We start from the raw sequence: 21,008 nt of genomic DNA on the forward strand, positions 1-21,008 counted from the left end.
TGAGGCTGCCAGTTGTGAGTCTTCAGCCATCAGGAAAGAAGAAGCCGCAGTTCGCTGGTGTAGACGGCACGCCTACAATACGAACCAGTGGAACTGTTCAAATTAACGCAAATCGGAAGGAAACATCTGTATGCTCGCAACAGTCCTAAGCAGTGCCTTGCTGGGAATTGATGCCTATATCGTAAAAGTTGAAGTAGATGTCGCTGGCGGTCTGCCATCCTTCAGTACCGTCGGTCTACCGGACAGTGCCATCAAGGAGAGTCGGGACCGGGTTACTGCAGCGATTAAGAACTCGGGTTTCTACTTCCCACAAACCCGAATCACGGCGAACTTAGCACCGGCGGACATCCGAAAAGCAGGCTCGGCGTTTGACCTTCCAATCGCAATCGGCGTTATGGCGGCTACCAATCAGGTAAACCCCGCAAGACTCGAAAATGCCATGATTTTGGGTGAACTCGCACTTGATGGAAACATCCGAGGCATACAAGGTGGACTCCCAATAGCCATCGCCGCAAAAGAGAACGGCATAGAAAATCTTATTTTACCCTCCGAAAACGCTAAGGAAGCGGCAATCGTGGACGGTGTGAACGTCTATCCGATCGCGAGTCTATCAGAGGCTGCCGCATTCCTCAATTCGGAGAAAGAGATAGCACCAGAGCCGCACACGCTCGACACTGACACACAGACTGCAGATCCAGAAATGCACATCGACCTACTCGATGTGAAAGGGCAAGAACACGTTAAGCGCGCCATTGAGGTCGCTGCCGCGGGCGGACATAACCTTATTATGATCGGACCGCCCGGATCAGGAAAGACGATGATCGCGAAGCGAATTCCGTCAATCCTGCCGAGACTCTCAATAGATGAATCCTTAGAGACGACGAAGATCCAAAGTATCATCGGTATCTTACCCAGCGATACACCTCTCGTTGTAACACGACCCTATCGCTCACCCCATCATACCATTTCAGATGCGGGCTTAATCGGCGGTGGAAATGTGCCACGTCCCGGAGAGGTGAGCCTCGCGCATAACGGTGTGCTCTTTTTAGACGAACTCCCTGAATTTCGGCGGAACGTCCTTGAAGTCATGCGTCAACCGCTTGAGGACCGGCAGGTGACCATCTCCCGTGCAGCGGCATCCCTCACGTATCCCGCAAATTTCATGCTCGTCGCAGCGATGAACCCTTGTCCCTGTGGGTTTTTCAGCGATCCAAGCCGAGATTGTAAATGCACGCCGAACCAGATTCAGAACTATGTCTCTCGGATCTCCGGCCCGTTATTAGATAGAATCGACATCCAAGTTGAAGTGCCAGCGGTGAAGTACGCCGAACTCTCCGCTGAAACAACCGGTGAACCGTCGGCACGCGTCCAAGAACGGGTCGAGGAAGCACGCCAAATCCAACACGGACGTTTTGCAGGCACAACGATACACGCCAACGCAGGTATGCAATCAAAGCAGATACGGGAATACTGTAAAGTCGACGATCAAGCACAAGATTTACTCCGAGTTGCGATTAACCAATTAGGATTAAGTGCGCGCGCCTATGACCGGATTCTGAAGGTAGCACGTACCATCGCAGACCTCGATCAAAACCCGAATATAGAGGCAGTTCATGTCTCCGAAGCCATACAATACCGGAGCTTAGACCGGAGTTTCTGGAAAGAATAGGTTTTATAAATAAAGAGGACAAATGCAACCTAATTTTATTATATTTCTAACGGATGACCAAGGGTACGGCGACTTATCCTGTATGGGCGCGACCGATTTCAAAACGCCACATCTCGATAGGATGGCAGCTGAGGGTGCCCGCTTCACAGATTGGTACTCAAATTCCCCGGTCTGCTCGCCTTCACGCGCAGCACTACTGACAGGACGATACCCCTGCCACGCAGGGGTCCGCTCCATTTTAGCAGGACACCGCACCGCTACAGGACTACCCCCTTCTGTTCCCACACTTGCAACCGCACTGAAGGAACACGGCTACTACACCGCAATGTCCGGAAAATGGCATCTCGGGCTCGCGGAAGGCTCACGTCCTGAACACCACGGGTTTGACGATTGGTTCGGATTCATGGCGGGCTGTATCGACTTCTTTTCGCACATCTTCTACTGGGGTCTGGGACAGCGCGGCATCGATCAGACACACGATCTCTGGGAAAACGGTGAGGAAATTTACCGAAACGGCGAATACTTCACCGAACTCATCACCGAATATACCATCAGATATATCCGTAAATCCGTTGAACTCGGCAAACCCTTTTTCCTTTATGTGCCTTATAACGCGCCACATTACCCGATGCATGCACCGCAAAAATACGTCGATCGATTCCCAAATCTACCGTGGGACAGACAGATCATGGCGGCGATGCTCAGTGCAGTCGACGACAGCGTCGGCGAAATTCTCGCTGAATTGGAGAGGCTTGGACTCGCAGAAAACACCTTCTCCTATTTCCAGAGCGACAACGGTCCCTCACGTGAAACGCGGAACTGGTTAGACGGCACGCAAGATCCGTATTACGGCGGTACTGCTGGAAAACTGAAAGGACATAAATTCAGTCTCTACGAAGGCGGCATCCGTTCACCCGGAATCATGCACTGGCCCCAGCAAATCCCCGCCGGACAGGTCATCAGTGAAGTCGGCGCGGCGATGGATGTGTTTCCAACGTTCCTCGCGGCAGCAGGTGGCAACCCTTCCGAACATGAACTTGACGGATTGGATGTTCTACCCATGGTGGCAAAAGGTGAACCGACACCCCATAACGAAATCTATTGGGAAATGGGCAAACAGACTGCCGTGCGGCGCGACAGTTGGAAACTCGTACTCAACGGTCAATTAGTAGAAGGTGCACCCCCAGAGGACGATGTACATCTCGCGAACCTTGAAACAGATATGGGTGAAACGAAAAACCTGAAAGATGCGCATCCAGAACTCACCGCTGAATTGACAGAAGCCGCACAAACATGGCGCGAAGGTATTGAAACACATTGGGAGACAGAATGGGTCAATCCAAACGGTACAACCGGCTATGTCAAGGAATCATAAAATGTTAACTGACAACCAAGATGCCTATGGACATCTGCTCTCAGATTATCATAACGGTCGAGAAAACATTGAAATTGTAGAGAGAGAAGACGGGCTTATTAATACAAATCGCGAGGGACTTCGCAACTATTTCGCTGAATATGAGGACTGGGCTGAACACCAAAAACACGCAATAGGATATGCTACAGGGCACGTCTTAGATATCGGTTGCGGTGCAGGACGGCACTGTCTTTATCTGCAGAAACAAGGATACCATGTCTTAGGCACTGATAACTCGCCACTGGCAATCGACACCTGCCAACGCCGTGGGCTTAAAAATGGTGTTGTTACGTCCATCACGCAACTCAATTCCAAAATCGGGACGTTTGACACCATTCTCATGATGGGACACAACTTTGGACTCGTCGGCAACTATAAGAGAGCAAAGTGGCTATTGAGACGCTTCGCTGCTATGACAAGCGAAACCGCAAAGATTATCGCTGAAACAATGGATCCCTATCAAACAACGGAACCTGGGCATCTCTCCTACCATCAATTTAACCGAGATAGAGGGAGGATGAGTGGACAGTTGAGATTACGGATTCGATACAAACAATTCGCCACGCCGTGGTTTGACTACCTGTTTGTTTCAAAGCCGGAAATGGAAGACATCCTTGATGGAACACCGTGGCAAGTTGAATGCTACATTGACGCAGCCAACACACCGACTTACGTTGCAATTCTAACCAAACATGCGCGTCCCTGAAATCGCGGATATACTTCTATTGGCGAGACAGATTCTACTCCTTACTCGGAAGGGGTTAGCAACTACAAGAAGCTTTCTATGCTAATCCATTCTAACGCAAGTTGTCACCTATTTATTCTCACTGCGAAGCAATAGCACTCCTCCGGGATGGCGGAAGCATCCAAAAATCGTGTCGAAACGCCTAAAATCCATTAGTAGCAACCTGGGTTAGTCTAATCCGCTCTAATGTCTATCTACTGATACTTTAATTGGACGTTCCTATGAAAATGCGGTATCATTATAATATTAGTTATGACAGGCGCGTTATCATGTGTGACCCAACACGTGTCCTGCCATCCAAATAACACTGGATACTGACGCTGACAATTTAGCATGTACTGTTGTTATTATACTTATCATACGCATGCAGAAGATTGCACCTAAAGGATTCGGTTTTGACATCGAAATCAGATAAACGAGATGTTTTATGATTCTTTTTAAATTTGCCTTTATTACGGATACACATCTTTATTTAAACGCCCCGAGGAACTTCGCGGGCGGACTACAACAGCAAAAAAACAGTCTCGCGCTCTATGAAAAATTGGTTGAACAACTGAACGCTTTCGATCCAGCATTTGTGATTCACGGTGGAGATCTCGTATGTGGTGGCAACAGCTTTGAGATGTCCGCGGCGGATTACGAAGCTGCGCTTGATAGTGCACAAGAACTCGGTCAGCGCATAAATGCGCCTTGCTATTACATCCCGGGCAACCATGATCTGCATCCGGAGACCGGCTCTAAAGATGCTTACTTGGCACGCTTTGGTATCAACGGCATGGGTTCCGTCAGCTTTGTGCACGAAAATATTCGGTTTATTCTCCTCGATTCACAGGAAGTACCGGAAGATATGACACACGGGTATATCAGCACCAATCAATTGGCATGGGCAGAACGTGAATTGAAGCGGGCACGAGATTACGAGGAAGAGGTTTTCATATTCTCGCACCAACTCCCTTTTCCAAGCGTCGAATTTCAAGGTATTGGTTCAAGAGTTGCTAACTCTGCAGAAGTCCTTGAAATCATTTCACCTTTTGACAAACAGATTCTGGCATTCTTTTGTGGACACTTGCATCTCAATCGCGTTTTCAGAGAACAAGGTATGTTGTGTATCGTCTCCGCCGGTATTATCTGTTATCCGATGATGTGGAAGCAAGTCATAGTCTACCCGGATAGAGTTGAGGTGAATTCCGTGACAGTTGATCTGCCGGAAGCCCTTGCCGAATCGGAAGCGGTTCAACCGGATAACAATCCGTATCTATTGGGCAGAGATCGGGACCTAAATTTCAGCATCCCGCGGAACCTCTAACCTTGTTAATAATTATCAGATATCTCTTTAACTGATAACTGATAACCGAAAACTGACAACTATTAAAATGATTGAAGTCCAAAATATCAGAAAAAATTACGGTCCCTTCCAAGCCCTCAAAGACATCTCCTTTCAAGTAGATAAGGGACAAATCGTTGGATTTCTCGGTCCCAACGGTGCTGGGAAAACCACAACAATGCGAATCCTTACCTGCTTCATGCCAGCGAGTAGCGGACGCGTTACCATCGCTGGGTATGACGTTTTCAAAGAATCGAGAGAGGTTCGCAAACGCATCGGCTATCTCCCAGAAAACGTGCCGCTCTATCCAGAAATGACGGTGACGAAATATCTGAAGTACATGGCAAAAATCCGAAGCGTCCCTCGAAGCAATATCAAAGCACGGTTGGATAACGCAATTGAGGCGTGTGGACTCACCGAGCGTAGGCATCAGATTATAGGGCAATTGTCTCGCGGTTTCCGGCAACGTGTAGGTTTGGCACAAGCACTTATCCATGAGCCAGATGTTTTAATCCTCGATGAACCCACCTCTGGGTTGGATCCACGGCAAATCGTCGAAATCCGAGAATTAATCAAGGCACTCGGTAAAGAGCGAACAATCCTGTTCAGCACCCACATCTTACCTGAAGCAAGTATGACATGTGAACGGTTAATTATCATCAGTAGGGGCGAAATTACGGGCGATGTTCAGTTAGACGGCGGGCGCGCCGTATCTAAACAGAACAATACGGAAAGCGTACCGGTAACAACTTTAACGTTATCGCTTCAGATCGCAGGCGCGCCGGCTGACGAGATACTCGCTATACTCACGGATATCCCCGACGTAATTCGGGTTGAACAAACCGGTGCCAATACAGCGGACACAGCGGCGTTCCACCTTCATTACACACCCACAACTGATATTCGGGCAGAAGTAGCAGAAACCATCGTCGGACGTGGATGGCGATTGCTTGAAATGCACACGACTGAAGTGTCTTTGGAGGAACTGTTCTTGTCTTTAACGGCATAGCCCCCTTTGCGCTACAACTACGAACAAAGCCGAAACTTCCTTAACTATCCCGTACGTCAAGCGGTAGTTTCAACTGTTCGCGAACCGATCGCCGCACCTCATCGCAGATCCGCATCGCATGTGCTGTTTCGTCGGCAGTCGCGAATTTTCCAGGATAGCGCGGATCAACGGCGTGTTCCGACAACTTTGAAAAATCTTCCCGCCACGCATCCCAAGCAGGTAGCGTCCGGACTATCAGGTTCAATAACTCTTGTAAATCGTGGGTCCTCGGAAACGGGATATTCGCCTCTTGAAGCCACGCCTTTAGATACTTTTCAACACACTGCTGAGTCAGGAAGCAGATAACATCATTTACTGGATTCTGTCCCTGCGCGGATTGCTGTGCGACAGTATAATCGCCTTCAGCTTTCTGCACCCATTCCTCTGTCAATGGATTCATCGCGTCTTCTTCCTTCTTTACCGGTCTCAAGAAAAAATTAGGAGTTTCATAAAGCACCTCGCCCTTTTCAGTAATCTCTCGGAGAAACCAATCGTTATACACGAGACGATATGCCAGGTCTTCAGGCGAATGCACAAGCACATGCAGGCGGAAAGGACGCGCGAGACGCTGCCGAATCTCTATCTCTTGCCGGCGGGCTTCGGATTTCAGCACCGGCATGACGACCAACAAATCAACATCAGAAGACTCTGTAGGCGTGCCATACGCATAAGAGCCAAAGAGAACAACCTGTAGCGGCGAGAACTCGCGCACGATGTCATCACATGTCGCTTGAATCTCTTGACGGGTAACCATGATCGTCCCTTTTCTGTTTGGATATGTTCATAACAGGAACACACAGTGATACAGGTAAATATATAGCGTTAATTATGCCATACCTGCATCGCACACGCAAGAAAATTTAAAAAAGAATTGATTTCTAAACGCATCTATCGTATAATCAACACCACGAAATCACTTTAATAAGGAGCCGCGATCGTCTGAAAAATAAGACCTATGAAACTCGTTACCTTTCAAACCAAATCGACAGACTCGACACCAAGACTCGGGGCATGGATTACTGGCGACCAAATTGTTGACCTCACGGCAGTTGCCTCAGACATGTACGAATTCTTTGAACAGAATCGCATCGCTGACGCGCAAAAACATATCGACCAGACAGCTGACAGCAGCTTCCCTGTTGCCGACGTGCAACTGCTCGCACCATTTCCACGCCCAGCAAGCCTGCGGGATTTCGGCGTATTTAAGACCCACATGGATGCTGCCTCACGTATCACAGGTAAAGAGATCTCCCCGGAGTGGTTCAAACTACCCAACTATTACCGCGGCAGTACCAGTCCATCCTCTATTGCCGGGCACGAAGCCGTTGTTACGTGGCCCAACTACACAGAAAAACTCGACTTTGAACTGGAATGGGGGGTCTACATCGGCAAAACCGGCAAAAATATCTCCATAGAGGAAGCACCCGAGTACATCGCCGGTTATACCATTTACAACGACATCAGCGCACGCGACATCCAGTTCCGGCACATGACGCTGGCACTCGGTCCCGCCAAAGGGAAGGACTTTGACAACAGCAACATCATGGGACCCTGTCTCGCCACGCCTGATGAAATCCGTGATCCCTACAACCTCCGAATGATTGCCAGAATCAACGGCGAGGTCTGGGCAGACGGCAATACATCGGATATGTATTACTCCTTCGCTGAAATGATTTCGTTTGTCTCACAATCAGAGACGCTGCATCCGGGTGAATTTTTAGGGTCCGGCACCGTTGGAAATGGGTGCGGATGGGAACTCGACCGCTGGATTCAACCGGGTGACATTGTTGAACTTGAAATCGAGAATATCGGTGTGCTCAGAAACCAAATCGGTGAACCAGAAGTGAACCCGGCAGAATGGACAGAAAAGGGACTTTAAACTATGGGGTTTCTGCTCGGTTTTCTCCGTTGTCGAAAACCGGTTTTCGTTTAGACTGTGGTTATCAAGGACAGATGGCGTTTCCCAACGAATGATCTGGCTGGACAATGTCCTACCCTAATCCTCTGAACCAAGTTTTCAGGATTACAGACGCTTCTTGATGGACAACTGTCATTTACGGAATTGATGAAAACCTTACTATTAAACTTATGCGACTTAAAAACAAAGTAGCCATTACAACAGGTGCCGCATCCGGCATCGGAAAAGCCACAGCAATCCTGTTCGCTGAACACGGGGCAAAGGTGGTCGTGGCGGACATCGATGAAAAGGGCGCGAACCAAACTGTCGCTGACATCCGAGACGCAGGCAACGAAGCAACCTACGTCCAAACCGACGTGACAATTTCAGACAACACAGAAGGGATGGTACAGGAAACCGTCAGCAGATACGGAAAACTGGATATTCTCTTGAGCAGTGCCGGCATCGCAATGCGCCTTTCTGTCGGTGACTTACCAGAAGCAGACTGGCATCGTTGTTTAGATGTCAACCTCACCGGTGTTTACCTCGCTGCCAAAGCAGCGATCCCCGCCATGCAGGAAAACGGCGGCGGCTCTATCATCAACCTGTCCTCTATCTACGGGATCGTGGGTGCGGACGTGCGGGCAGCGTATGTCGCCTCCAAAGGCGGTGTGACGAATCTCACCCGCGGGATGGCACTCGATTATGCCGAAGATAACATCCGAGTCAACTGCATCTGTCCAGGTTTCGTTGAGACACCGTTAGTCGCCGGGGTCATCCAGACACCAGCGGAATATCAGGTGCTTGCCGATAAACACCCGATGCGCCGACTCGCGCAGCCCGAAGAAATCGCCTATGGTGCCTTATACCTTGCCTCCGATGAATCCGCATTCGTCACAGGCATCGCCCTACCGATCGATGGCGGCTACACCGCTGGATAATTCACAAGTAGGTTTCAGCAATCTGTTACACACGGCCATCGTCCAACAAACTGTTATTATCCTTGGTGAAGGAAAGGTTCAAAATATAGATATTTACGCGCGGGATGGTGAATTCAATTGGAAGGAGATTAAAAAGATTAAAGACACTGTTACCTTCCCGCTTGAAATTACGATGGTTGCAAATACAGATGCCATTCGGATCATACAAAAATCCATGACAGGCAAAGGACAGATACACACCGTTGAATTCTACACACTTCAGTAAGAAAACTCGCAATTTTCCTCACATTACAATCTTGAAGAGTAATGGATGCAGATGGTCGTAACTCGGAGTTTATCGCTGTAGGACATTCTCCATCGTGGCAATCTACATTTCAGGGCTTGGCGGTTCATCCAAATAAGAAGTTAACTTCAATATGGGGACACATTAAATCTGATAGAGGTTTGAGATGAAACTCCGCTATTTCCTATGCCATATCCACGTCCACTTTTCAAATTTCCCACCTTTATCAATAATTGCAAATAGTTTTTAGACAAAAATTCAGATTTTTTCGTTTTTTCTAAAAATTATGCACAATTTCTGCCCCAAAATTGTATCTTTAATAATTAACCATAGCGCGGCGCGACACGGAAAAAGAAAATGTAATGATGGAGAACCCTGATGGAAAAGGACGATGTGCAACTGATTCATAGTATCTTGTTAGGCGACGACGAAGCATTCACGACCTTAGTCGGGAAGTATCAAAAGAGCGTTCACGCGCTTGCGTGGCGCAAGATTGGTGACTTTCACTTCGCCGAAGAAATTACCCAAGATACTTTTCTTCAGGCATATAAGAAACTCGCGACCTTGAGAAATCCCAATCAGTTTGCAGGGTGGCTTTATGTCATTGCGACTAACCTCTGCAACAGGTGGCTCCAAAAGAAGAAACTTCCGACGCAATCACTGGAGGGGACATCTATGGCAGAGATAGAGAACGCTTCTTACAAACGTTATGTATCCGAGCGACGGGAAATAGAAACTACCGAGCATCACCACGAAATCGTCAAAAAACTTCTGCAGAAACTACCAGAAAGTGAACGCACAGTAGTAACTCTCCATTATCTCGGTGAAATGACCATAAAGGAAATTAGCAAATTTTTAGGTGTCTCAGCGAATACGATTAATAGTCGGCTGCGCCGCGCGCGAGCGCGTCTACAGGAGAGAGAAGAACTCTTGATTCAGGAGATGCTCGGTAGCGTCCAACTACCTGTTAACCTTATGGAGAACATCGCCCAACAAGTTGCCAACATAAAACCGACACCCCCAACACCCGTTGGGAAACCTTTGGTGCCATGGGCGGCTCTCGGCACAGCCGCTGTTCTAATTATATTGGGACTCGGCGTGGGGAATCAATACCTCGCTCACTATCAGAAACCGTACAGTTTCGAGGCAGAATTTGAACCAACGATTGAAATCGTCGATGCACCTATTGTCCTTGATATTGATGCGAAATTGGCACTGCGAAACCAGTTTGGAAAGACCATTGTCCCTAATAAGAACAACCGGACAAGCACGTCTGTTGATGCTGAAACCCCAAGCATTCCACAATCCGAAAAACGGTTCTTTGGGTTAACGCTCGCTGAAATTGAAGCGGAAATCCCCGATCTTGAGAAAGAAATCCGGACGAATCTCATCAAAGCCTCGGCACTCTACACCCAACTACGAAACACAGATGGAACAGCAGGTATGTCCTCCCGAATTGCCACATGGCGCGACGAAACTTGGAAAGAGGTGCAACGACTGTTCCACGATGTCGCTAACACCGGAAAAATTCTGAGATATAGGTCTTATTTAAGAGTGACAGGTGTGGAGAAAGATCCGGTACTCCCCGGCGGATGGATCTATGCACTGATGGAACCCCTCCCGATGCGGGTCACCCCCGATGTAACATTCAATGAATCTGATCAGGAAGACAGGACTAAGAGCACCGAAAATGAAAACTGAACCAAGGAGAAAAACAGTGTCGTTTTTAAATCTGAAATCATATCGTTTCCCAATTCTCTGCATTGTGTTTTTCGTAGGTCTCACAACAGCACTTGCACAGGAAACACGGCAGCAAAATATAGCAGAAGATGAACTTGACCTCAAAGCACTTTTAGCAGCTATCAAACATCATGACGCCTTGCTCAAATCCGGTGAAGGGGAAGTCGTTTATACACTTGGCGTACCTCCGTTCGTCGATTCTGACACCGCTATTATTACCGGTACCATTGCCTTCAATACGGAAAAGACACGTTTCGATTCGGAAGAAACACCTTTCCATTCACACGGAAAAACGACTATTCTTACGCCGAATGGAAGATGGGAGATAGTTCCTCACAAAAACAGAAAACCCGACTACTCCTTTAACACAGAAGAATCTCCACGACTCATCAATCCTTGGCATGATGTGGATCCGAGACGGTGGCTCACCTTGAGAAGCAAAAATTTAGCAACCCACCTTGAAAGTAAAAACTTCCAGATCATAGGCCGCGAGGTTTTCAACGATAGTCTCTGTTATGTTTTGGAGGCAAAAGATGGAGATAGCACCGAAAAGATTTGGATCGCACCCGATCAAGGATTCCGATACCTAAAACACGAAAGTCAATTCCCTCGCCCAGTAGATGCACTTGACAGCGAGGTGCCGATGGAGGCACTCACCGTCTTTCAAACAACAATCTCTTATCAGCAATACGGAGAGATATGGTTCCCTAAAGTAGTTTTTGATGAATACGCTTGGGTCGACTTTAAGCCACAGGATCCTATAATTTCCGGACAGAAACTGGATATAAAGAATTTCAAAATCAATCACGACATATCACCGGAAACGTTTACCGTTGATATTCCTGACGATGCAATGATTAAAGTGAATCGTGAAAAACAGAAATTGTCAAAGGCAGAATTCTTCAAGCGGTACGGGAAACAGTAGGAAATCTGATTGTTTCAGCAACGCTATAACAGATAACTATCAATCAAGCAATGCCTATAACTCTCTAACCCCGTGAACCCTGATTCTACTAACCAAATGCCAAAACTGATAGCCGACTGCTGACGACTGATAGCCAAATACTTCTTGACTTTGCCGGAGTTGTTGAATAAAATAACCGCAGCTCCCATCCAGACATAAATCCTACGACCAACACAGAATTTATTTATGTCATCTGTCCAACACTAAGGCGCGTTTATCATGTTTAAATCGAAACTATTTTGGGGTGGTGTTTTACTCTGCGGTGTGGCGATACTCCTCGGTATTCTAATCCACAAGGCAAATCAGCCGCAAGAAACAATAAAGATATACAAAACTGTTACACCAGAACGGAGCGTTAAGTCTCAACCTTCAGCAAAACTGAAAGTTCAAGCAGCCGAGGATGCAAATGAACCAGAGATTGTTTCTGACTCCGCGGATTCCGATACCCCGACAGACTTTGGAAACTTTACCCCAGTAGATACACAATTTTCCGAGGTGGAAGTACAGACCGAAGAAAGCACTCTATCCGCTGATGTAGAAACTGAAACTGGTGCTGTGTCCGAAGAGGAACGTTTCTTCGGGTTAACGCTCGCTGAAATCAAAGAGAAAATCCCTGTGCTTGAGGAAGCAATCCACACGAACCTAACCAAAGCTGTGGAACTCTACACCGATTTGACAAGTACGGATGGAATAGAAAAAAAATCACCCGAACTCGCCGCTTGGCGCGACGAGACATGGGCAGAGATAAAGCGGCTTTTCCACGAAGCGTCCCGTCAGAAAATTCCACGCTATGTCTCATATTTGAAGGTAACAGGCGGAGATAATCCGCTACTCCCCGGGGGATGGATCTCCGAACTAACAGAACCGCTACCGATGCAGGTTACTTATAACGGAACATTTCAATAAACGTCCTTAAGAGAGATTAGGAGAAAACAATGTTTCTTTTATTGAACTCCAAGACGATGCATTACGTAATTTTCGGTCTTGTTTCCTTCGTGTGTTTCACGACCGCATTCGCACAACAAAAAGATTCACTGCCTGTCTTACCACAGAACGCCATAGATGCTGAAAACGATTTTAATATGATTCTACTCGGCATGCGGAATTATGACGGAGCCGCGCTATCCGGCGAGGGTGAATGTCTATATGTCTTTAGACAACCCGGAACGCCTGATGCCTATCGCACTTGGAAGGCACGTCTCACGTTCGATCCATGGCATACACGCATGGACTTTAAAGAAGGCTTCTCCAATAATACGCAAACGCCGAGAGTAACGCTTATTTCATCGCCAAGCGGCACTTTAGAGATAACATACACTAAAACAGAGGAACCGAACTATTTTTTTCGGCGTAGTTTGCAAGCCGAAAATTTGCCATTAAAAAGCCAAACAGAGATCAAATTAGATGCCTCAAGAGACTGGGTGGATCCAAGGCGATGGCTCCACAGCATTGATGGACGGGCCTTACCGACCTATCTGAAAGAACAAAACTTCCGTATCCTAAAATCCGAGTTTTTCAACGGTTTCCCGTGTTATGTCCTCGAAGCAAAACAGCCAGACCAACAAGGCGGTAGTTTTGAAAGAATTTGGGTTTCGCCTGAGTTGGGTCTGCGCTATTTGCAATATGAAAACCGCTTTCTAAGTGCGGCAGACTCCGCAGATGGGCAGATCAAGAAAGGCACACCCGCTGTCAGACGCATTAGACTCTCCTATGGACTATACGGTGAAGACGCATGGTTTGTCACAAATGGAATTGCAGAAACATTCTGGATCGATGCCGATGGCGAGGAACACCTCATCAACCGGGCTATCATAGAGACACAGAACTTCATAGTGAATCACGAGATACCACTTGAAGTATTCACCGTTGACCTCCCCGACAACGCCACGATTCAGGTAGGTACGGAAGACAAGAAATTGTCCCCAGAAGAATTTCGCCAATGGTACGATGAAATACACTTCAAAGGTATAAGACTCATCAAAGACCGATAATTGATCCAACAAGATTGACCTAAACTCTCTCACTGGCGAGGTTACCCAACCTCGCCATTTATATTTGCATAGCAGTTCATAGAAAAATGTGATACAATATAGAAAGGTGTAGATCTCCCCTGGTAGGCGCGCTTTGCGAGCACGCCGATCAAATATGTATTATTAATCGTTCAATTCACTAACAGTTTAAAAATGCGGAAACTCTCTTTAGCTACCTTTCTTATTCTACTACTCAACAGCGCGTACCTGTTCAGCTTCGGCGAACCGACGCTCTTTTATATCTTCAACGTCCTACTCCACATTGGACTCGGTATCGTCCTGATACTCCCGTTCTGCATCTATGTCTATAAGCATTTAGGACACCGCTCGCAAGCCCATATTCAGAAGCAAAGCACCGCAACACTCGGACAATTGGGGGGTATCGGGATAACCGTTGGTATCATCACTGGTGTCTATCTGATGATCGTCGGTGCGACAACCCCCTACCGGTGGCTTCTCATCACACACATTGTCAGTGTAAGCGCGGGGTGCCTCCTTTTCTGCATTTACCTACTAAGAAGTACCGAACTTCTCACGCCACTGTTGCGAAAAATAACAGTAGGCGTACTGGCTATTGTCGTTATTTTCCCTATTGGCGCGAAACTCGCGCAACACTACCTCCCGAATGAAAGGTATCTCGTCGAAAACCCTGCGCTCCCACCTACGAGCATGTACGAAGAAGGCGGTGGCACAACCGGTCATTTTTTCCCCGCATCCGTCGAAACAGAAACAGGTGCCTTAATCCCGACCGATTTCTTTCTCACATCAGAAACCTGTGCCGCAAAAGGGTGCCACCCAGACATCTATCAGCAGTGGAACGAATCCGCCCATCACTTCTCCTCTTTCAACAACCAATGGTATCGTAAGTCGATTATCTATATGCAGGAGGTCAACGGCATCCAGCCGTCTAAGTGGTGTGGCGGCTGCCACGACCCAGCGATTCTACTCAACGGTGTAATGGACAAACCTATCCGCGAGAATCTTCATACACCTGCCGCACAAGCCGGACTCGCTTGCACAGCGTGCCACTCCATCGAACGCGTCAAAGATACGATGGGTAACAGTGGATATGTGATTAAATATCCACCACTCCACGACATCGCTGCCAGTGATAACCCGATCATTCGGAATCTGCACAACTACCTCATCCGACTCGACCCAGAACCGCACAAAAAAAGTTTCCTGAAACCGTTCCATCGTCAAAACACCGCCGAATTCTGTTCAACGTGTCATAAAGTGCACCTCGATGAACCGGTCAACAATTTCCGATGGGTGCGCGGTTTCAACGACTACGATCAGTGGCAGAAAAGTGGTGTCTCCCACCAAGGCGCGTTGTCTTTTTACTATCCTGAAACGGCGAAAAAGTGTGTCGATTGTCACATGCCGCTTGTCGATTCCACAGATGCCGCAAATATCAACGGCAAGGTTCACAACCACCGTTTCCCCGCAGCGAACACGGCACTTCCATTCGTCAACCAACATCCAGACCAACTCAAAGCCGTGACAGATTTCTTGCAGGATGAAGTGATAACGTTAGACCTATTCGCAGATGGTGCCCCGATCCCCAGCAATGGCGTTGAAGTTGCACGAAATGAAAACACGCGGGTCGATGTTGTGGTGCGTACACGCGGCGTCGGACACCGTTTCCCCACTGGCACGATTGACGCGTTCGACATCTGGTTGGAAGTGAAAGCCACTGATGAAAACGGAAAGATCGTCTTCTGGAACGGCAGGATTGCTGCACCTGATGGAAACGGTCCCGTTGATCCGAGCGCGCATTTTTACCGCGGCTATATGCTTGATGCACACGGTAACCTGATTAATAAACGGAACGCTTGGGCACTGCGAACAGTCCTCTATTCAAACACAATCCCACCCGGTGCTGCTGATACCGTCCGCTACAGACTCGAAATCCCGTCCGATTGCGGAGATATTCTCACCATCAAAGCGAAACTCAATTACCGCAAATTCAACTGGTGGCATACACAATGGGCTTATGCAGGCGTACGCGACCCAGAAGATACCGACTTCCAAGTAGATAAAGGCTACGATGATGGCAAATGGGTCTGGACAGGTGATACTTCAGATGTCGCCGGAAAGATTAAGGCGATCCCAAATCTACCGATTACAGAGATGGCATCTGCTACAGCAACCCTAAAAGTAGTAGGCACAGTCCCTGGGTTCCCGTCCACTGAAGTAGCAGAAAACACACGTGAACGCTGGAACGACTACGGCATCGGACTCCTCCTACAAGGCGATCTGAAAGCCGCCGAAACCGCATTCCTGAAGGTAACGGAGATCGAACCGGGATACCTCGACGGGTGGGTCAATGTGGCAAGAGTCAGAATTGAAGAAGGTGATATGCAGGGTGCCGAAGCGATGCTTGAGAAAGCGTTTGAAATTCAGAAGACCTTGTCAGCTGAAAGCCCCCATCGAGCGAAGGTTCACTACTTTTACGCGCTCGTTCAGGAGACACACGGCAACTATGACACAGCGATTGAGCATCTCCAACACGCCGCCGCGCAATTTCCGCGCGACACCCGTGTCCGAAACCAACTCGGACGTATGCACTTCCTAAAACGCGAATACGAAACAGCGTTAACCGAATTCCAGAAAACGCTCACCGTTGACCCAGAAGATTTGGACGCACACTACAACATGATGCGTTGTTACCGCGCCCTCAAGAACCCATCGCTCGCCGCGAAATCACAGAAACTCTACTTACGTTTTAAAGCAGACGAATCCGTCGATGCAATCACCGGCATCCCCCGCCGCGCCGATCCGAATGTCAACCGCGAACGCCAACGGATTCACGAACACACCAATAGTTACACCAAATCTGAAAAATAAATTTGCACTTCAATAATTTTGAAACTCATATTAACGTAGGTAAAACAAATCGTCAGAGCCACGCCTGAAAAACTCCCGATCCAAAGACAAACACCATTCAACGAACTTGACCACTACTGCCGTGATTGCTTCACTGCCGAACCAGAACGCGGCTAATTCCCGGACGTGGAATGGGCCTTTGTTTCGCATCTTTAGGAGGTGCGCGTGGACTTCAGAGAGGATTCTCTCCATAGTGTGTCTCCTACCGCTGGCAATACCGAGCCGCTTTTTTATTAAATAGGTCCCGCCGTTTTCAGGAAGTTTCACACTTACTTCCAACTGTTTGCGGGCAGATCCAAATAACGCTCTGCGTGCTTCTGTAACACCGTGCACAAGAAACAGTTTTTCACGCGGTCTTACTTTGCGAACCAAATCAATCAATTCATTTTTGTCCGCATGTGCTGAAAGCGAATAACGTTCCACTCGGCATTTGACATCAAAGCGTTCACCGTCTAAAAACCACACTCGGTCTTCTGAGTTTTTTCGCTCTCTTAAATCCTCTAACGCGCGTCCCGGAGTGCCTTCAGCTTGATACCCGGTAATTGCAATCAGGTTTCTTGGATTTGCGACTAATTGTTTCGCATAGACGATTGACTTACCACCGTTCAACATACCTGAAGATGCCACAATGCAACAAGGTCCCCCTGCTAAAACATCTTCGGGTTTATAATTGCGTGGCACCTCTTCTATCACATCGGAATAAAAAAGAGACTCACCTTGTTCCGCTTTACGCCTCAAGGGACGTTGAAGCTCATCGGCAAATCCAGAGTATATTGCATTAACATCTCGGACCATCCCATCAACGTAAACAGGAAACTTAGGGATTTGTTCGCTTTCCATTGCCTGCTTCAGAATCAAGATGACTTCCTGAGATCGTCCGATAGCAAAGACGGGGATTAACACTATAGCTTCTTCTTTAATAACCGTGTTGGCTACAGCCGCAGCGAGTCTTTTCTCTTCTTCGCGGCGGTTAAATTTGTGCGGACGATTACCATAAGTTGACTCTATCACCATCACGTCAGGTTTACAACACCACGCAGGCACATCTACACTCGGAATAGTCAACTGTTTGGTAACAGACACATCACCTGTCATCAAGAGAGTTTCAGACTTTCCCTCAATGTAAATCATCGCTGCACCTAAGATGTGCCCCGCGCGAGTCCACCGGGCTATCACACTTGGACAGATCTCTACGGGGTCTGACCATGGCACAGTTTCTATACGTTTCAATACTGCAGCGACATCGCCAGGCGTATACCGCGGGGCCTCACCCGTCTGTTCTTCCTTTTGATGCATTATCTTTATACTGTCTTTTAATAAGACTTCTATAATCGCCTTCGTTGCTTCCGTGCAATATATTTTCACATCTGCCGGTAGCCACTTGTGCAAGTCAGGCAATGCACCCGTATGATCGGTATGCGCGTGTGTCAGGAGGACTGCATCAGGCATGCCTACCTTATCAAACACCGAAAAATCAGGCAACGGTGATCCGTTCGTATGCTCATGATTCATTCGGATACCCGCATCTACAAGAATTGGATATCCATCAATGTTACTTAACGCGGAGGAAGCACCAACTTCACTGGCACCTCCGAGAGGTTGGAAGATCATATTCACTCCTATCGCATAATGACCTTACAAAGGATATTGGTATCCATCTGCAAAGTCCTGAAGAAGCTGCCATAGTACACTTAAGAGTGAGGCACTTAAGTCCTTCATAGTGTGTACATAGCATCAAAATTTATTATAGTAGGTTTTGAAATTAATTATACACTTATTCCTTACCAGATCAGTGTTTGTAGTAGGGCAATTCTGCGGCGTACTTGAAGAAACACTTTCTTCGCATTGGATTTCAGCGTTTGCAAAAACCCCAAATGCGACCTGCATTATTGCCCGTCTCTTCAAAAGGTGGGCAAATAATTACGGGCTCTACTATAAACATTAAACACAGAAACGAATTAAAAATGTGAATATTGATTCACAAAATTTGATGTCTTAATTCATTAAACGAAATGATTGACAAAAAGGTTTGCCTCATAAACAAATATTATGGATTTTCCTTTATCAACCCTATCTTTCCCTTGTGGAGGGTGCATTATTTTCTCGATAGGTTTGTTATCATGCCCTCTTGATTTCTAATAGGTATCGTTGTTAGGATTCAGCTGATTAGCATGATTGTCGCGATTGCCTTGAGTGTTCCGTCCGCGATTATTAACACGCTTTTTTCCCATTTTTTACTTCCTTTTTCGATGAAGGCATCGCTTTAGGATAACGCTATCTTTTCCACTCGTAACGATCATCTTTTTCCCGTGTCCGGTGCAATTCTTTTCGGCGGGTACGCATTGCACCTGCCTGATCAATTTCTACGCCAAGCGTTATGAGATGCGCCTGTCGAAGCCACCAAAACGCCTCGAACAGCGGTCTACGCGGCGATGCACCTTCGTCTAAATTGGGTTTATCTCGATCCAGATGTCGAACCCGTTTATGTGCCTTCTTAGCAAGTTCTTTAACCATTTCATCAGGATCGTTGTTCAATAGCCAGAAAAGTGTCCGGTGTCCTCGTCCACCCGGATTAACACGCAATGCAGCCAGTGCTTGTACATAACACCGCCGCCACACTGGACGTGGTTCCATAAAATCCTCATTGTCGAAACCAGATTTTTTATTCCTTTCCTTTTTTGTTTTCAGTCGTTCGAGACAAAACTTGGCAAACTCCTCACGTAATTTTTGGAGGGGCATGTCTCGCTTCAGTTCATCCTTAAGGTTCTGCGGGTACATTGACGTACCAATCCATAAAGGGATTTGACTATACGGTTGAGGGGGTTTTTCTTGGTCAGGCTCGTTCCAAAATCCAAGATCGGACGCAACGGCTTGCGACTTCATTCCTGTGAAAGCTAATAATAAAGGTTTCAAGCGTTTCCACGGTGCGGCGAAAACCAGCAGTACATAGAAAGCCTTTTGATAAAAATCGCGAACATCTTTATCTTCAAAGACTTCAGGTGTATCTCTAAGCACAGGTCGCAAGCGGCCGATATGCTCCGATGCACTCTCAACGAGCCTATTTTTCAAGTCGTCTGATAGTCTTCCTTTTGGTTCCAGCCCTCCCATACCCCAACTGAAAATATGTGTGGCTAAATGCCACCACGCTTTGAGCAAAGTTGAGCGTTCCTGATTTGACTCAGGCTTCTTTGCATCCAGCAACTTAAAAAATGGGAGCAACTCATCTGCTACATGCTGCCATCCTTCATTCAAAGAAGCCCCAGGGCCAAGTGCCACGCCCAATGCATAACCAATATCGTTTAGGAGTCCAAAAATCCTATCGCCTAAAAGAGCATCTGCTAATTCAGAAAAGTCTTGCTGTAACGTGTCTAACCTGACTATCTGGCGACGTTCTTCATTTGCCCGAAATCGCCAGATTAACCAAGGATAAAACCGTTCAAGTTGTTCAAATTGTGTTGGAGCATTAAAATCACTGTTAGACCAGCCGCCTGGTCGAATCGTGCTTAATAAATTTATATCGACTACCTTGTCTAAAGGTACCCCTTCTGGAAAGAGAAATGGCAGCAGCTTATTAATATCTAAAGAAGTGCTATGTGGATACCTAATTTTACTCAGTTTTTTCAAACTCTCTGGGCTGAATTTTGCATGTTTCTGGAACGCGCTAATCCATTCAGGGATATCCCCCGATCCATCTTTTGACTTCTTGAGTTCAATATTGGGGGACAGACTTCCGATGCCTCCGGGTCCAAACTCAAGCATCGAACTAAAAAGAAGCATCAGGCGGGTTTGGCCGTCCTTTTCGCCTTGAGTCCATTCTTCTAACAGAGTCTTTAAACCGGATTTTAACTCGGCATCAAACGGAGCAGATTCATTTCTGAATACAGATTCACGGCTCGGATCGCCAAAGCAGTCGCGGTGTTTAAAAACGCGAACAAGCCACTCTTGATCCGCAGTGGAAAAACCGGCAGATTCAAGACACTGCTTAACACGTTGTATTTCTTCAAGAGGCGTATCATCTAACGGAAAAACAAGTTCATTTTCAGTTTTGCGCATGAAATGCTCCT

General features: G+C 47.3%; 16 protein-coding genes. 13 read left to right on the forward strand and 3 right to left on the reverse strand.

All coding sequences use genetic code 11. The annotated features are described in order from the left end of the window. Positions 1–130: 130 nt before the first annotated feature. From OXH00_23100 to OXH00_23120, 5 genes are all read left to right on the forward strand, one after another. Positions 131–1,669, forward strand: coding sequence for a YifB family Mg chelatase-like AAA ATPase (locus OXH00_23100; GenBank protein MCY3743913.1), 1,539 nt, complete (start codon positions 131–133; stop codon positions 1,667–1,669). Between the two features lie 22 nt (positions 1,670–1,691). Beyond that, positions 1,692–3,044 (forward strand): sulfatase-like hydrolase/transferase, encoded by a 1,353-nt coding sequence (locus tag OXH00_23105; GenBank protein ID MCY3743914.1) that lies wholly within the window; start codon positions 1,692–1,694, stop codon positions 3,042–3,044. Between the two features lies 1 nt (position 3,045). Then, positions 3,046–3,789 (forward strand): class I SAM-dependent methyltransferase, encoded by a 744-nt coding sequence (locus OXH00_23110; protein MCY3743915.1) that lies wholly within the window; start codon positions 3,046–3,048, stop codon positions 3,787–3,789. A gap of 466 nt (positions 3,790–4,255) precedes the next feature. Continuing rightward, entirely contained in the window at positions 4,256–5,134 is an 879-nt protein-coding gene (locus OXH00_23115; protein ID MCY3743916.1) for a metallophosphoesterase, read from the forward strand. Positions 5,135–5,201: 67 nt separating this feature from the next. Further along, the gene (locus tag OXH00_23120; protein MCY3743917.1) at positions 5,202–6,161 is read left to right on the forward strand and encodes an ATP-binding cassette domain-containing protein; all 960 of its coding nucleotides are present in this window, start codon (positions 5,202–5,204) and stop codon (positions 6,159–6,161) included. A 40-nt stretch (positions 6,162–6,201) separates the two neighbouring features. On the opposite strand, the gene OXH00_23125 is transcribed toward OXH00_23120, so the two are convergent. Next, a complete protein-coding gene (locus OXH00_23125) occupies positions 6,202–6,954 on the reverse strand; it encodes a HEPN domain-containing protein (protein MCY3743918.1) in 753 nt (250 codons plus the stop codon). Positions 6,955–7,155: 201 nt separating this feature from the next. On the opposite strand from OXH00_23125, the gene OXH00_23130 reads away from it, so the two are divergent. From OXH00_23130 to OXH00_23165, 8 genes are all read left to right on the forward strand, one after another. Beyond that, complete coding sequence (locus OXH00_23130; GenBank protein ID MCY3743919.1) at positions 7,156–8,079, forward strand: fumarylacetoacetate hydrolase family protein; 924 nt, start codon at positions 7,156–7,158, stop codon at positions 8,077–8,079. 209 nt (positions 8,080–8,288) lie between these two features. Then, positions 8,289–9,038, forward strand: coding sequence for a glucose 1-dehydrogenase (locus OXH00_23135; GenBank protein MCY3743920.1), 750 nt, complete (start codon positions 8,289–8,291; stop codon positions 9,036–9,038). Beyond that, positions 9,016–9,303, forward strand: a complete 288-nt coding sequence (locus OXH00_23140) for a hypothetical protein (protein ID MCY3743921.1) — start codon at positions 9,016–9,018, stop codon at positions 9,301–9,303. Before OXH00_23135 ends, OXH00_23140 begins: the two co-directional genes overlap by 23 nt. A 396-nt stretch (positions 9,304–9,699) precedes the next feature. Further along, positions 9,700–11,022 carry a sigma-70 family RNA polymerase sigma factor gene (locus OXH00_23145; GenBank protein ID MCY3743922.1) on the forward strand — a complete coding sequence of 441 codons (1,323 nt, stop codon included), beginning with the start codon at positions 9,700–9,702 and terminating at the stop codon, positions 11,020–11,022. Positions 11,023–11,038: 16 nt separating this feature from the next. After that, positions 11,039–11,986, forward strand: coding sequence for a hypothetical protein (locus OXH00_23150; protein MCY3743923.1), 948 nt, complete (start codon positions 11,039–11,041; stop codon positions 11,984–11,986). A gap of 258 nt (positions 11,987–12,244) precedes the next feature. Then, positions 12,245–12,931: a hypothetical protein gene (locus OXH00_23155; protein MCY3743924.1), complete on the forward strand. Its 687-nt coding sequence runs from the start codon at positions 12,245–12,247 to the stop codon at positions 12,929–12,931. Between the two features lie 29 nt (positions 12,932–12,960). Next, entirely contained in the window at positions 12,961–14,016 is a 1,056-nt protein-coding gene (locus OXH00_23160; protein MCY3743925.1) for a hypothetical protein, read from the forward strand. Positions 14,017–14,208: 192 nt separating this feature from the next. Further along, entirely contained in the window at positions 14,209–16,905 is a 2,697-nt protein-coding gene (locus OXH00_23165; GenBank protein MCY3743926.1) for a tetratricopeptide repeat protein, read from the forward strand. Between the two features lie 30 nt (positions 16,906–16,935). On the opposite strand, the gene OXH00_23170 is transcribed toward OXH00_23165, so the two are convergent. Continuing rightward, on the reverse strand, positions 16,936–18,555 hold the full coding sequence (locus OXH00_23170; GenBank protein ID MCY3743927.1) for an MBL fold metallo-hydrolase: 1,620 nt from the start codon (positions 18,553–18,555) through the stop codon (positions 16,936–16,938). Positions 18,556–19,218: 663 nt separating this feature from the next. Then, positions 19,219–20,997, reverse strand: coding sequence for a hypothetical protein (locus OXH00_23175; protein ID MCY3743928.1), 1,779 nt, complete (start codon positions 20,995–20,997; stop codon positions 19,219–19,221). Between the last annotated feature and the right edge of the window lie 11 nt (positions 20,998–21,008).

Source organism: Candidatus Poribacteria bacterium, assembly GCA_026706025.1.
Lineage (GTDB): Bacteria > Poribacteria > WGA-4E > WGA-4E > WGA-3G > WGA-3G.

What these genes read in the sequence shown, in the direction of transcription:
- OXH00_23130 (MCY3743919.1), top strand. Translation starts at nt 7,156, where the DNA reads ATGAAACTCGTTACCTTTCAAACCAAATCGACAGACTCGACACCAAGA.
- OXH00_23125 (MCY3743918.1), bottom strand. Translation starts at nt 6,954, where the DNA reads ATGGTTACCCGTCAAGAGATTCAAGCGACATGTGATGACATCGTGCGC.
- OXH00_23120 (MCY3743917.1), top strand. Translation starts at nt 5,202, where the DNA reads ATGATTGAAGTCCAAAATATCAGAAAAAATTACGGTCCCTTCCAAGCC.
- OXH00_23105 (MCY3743914.1), top strand. Translation starts at nt 1,692, where the DNA reads ATGCAACCTAATTTTATTATATTTCTAACGGATGACCAAGGGTACGGC.
- OXH00_23170 (MCY3743927.1), bottom strand. Translation starts at nt 18,555, where the DNA reads ATGATCTTCCAACCTCTCGGAGGTGCCAGTGAAGTTGGTGCTTCCTCC.
- OXH00_23160 (MCY3743925.1), top strand. Translation starts at nt 12,961, where the DNA reads ATGTTTCTTTTATTGAACTCCAAGACGATGCATTACGTAATTTTCGGT.
- OXH00_23110 (MCY3743915.1), top strand. Translation starts at nt 3,046, where the DNA reads ATGTTAACTGACAACCAAGATGCCTATGGACATCTGCTCTCAGATTAT.
- OXH00_23165 (MCY3743926.1), top strand. Translation starts at nt 14,209, where the DNA reads ATGCGGAAACTCTCTTTAGCTACCTTTCTTATTCTACTACTCAACAGC.
- OXH00_23115 (MCY3743916.1), top strand. Translation starts at nt 4,256, where the DNA reads ATGATTCTTTTTAAATTTGCCTTTATTACGGATACACATCTTTATTTA.
- OXH00_23145 (MCY3743922.1), top strand. Translation starts at nt 9,700, where the DNA reads ATGGAAAAGGACGATGTGCAACTGATTCATAGTATCTTGTTAGGCGAC.
- OXH00_23140 (MCY3743921.1), top strand. Translation starts at nt 9,016, where the DNA reads ATGGCGGCTACACCGCTGGATAATTCACAAGTAGGTTTCAGCAATCTG.
- OXH00_23135 (MCY3743920.1), top strand. Translation starts at nt 8,289, where the DNA reads ATGCGACTTAAAAACAAAGTAGCCATTACAACAGGTGCCGCATCCGGC.
- OXH00_23100 (MCY3743913.1), top strand. Translation starts at nt 131, where the DNA reads ATGCTCGCAACAGTCCTAAGCAGTGCCTTGCTGGGAATTGATGCCTAT.
- OXH00_23155 (MCY3743924.1), top strand. Translation starts at nt 12,245, where the DNA reads ATGTTTAAATCGAAACTATTTTGGGGTGGTGTTTTACTCTGCGGTGTG.
- OXH00_23175 (MCY3743928.1), bottom strand. Translation starts at nt 20,997, where the DNA reads ATGCGCAAAACTGAAAATGAACTTGTTTTTCCGTTAGATGATACGCCT.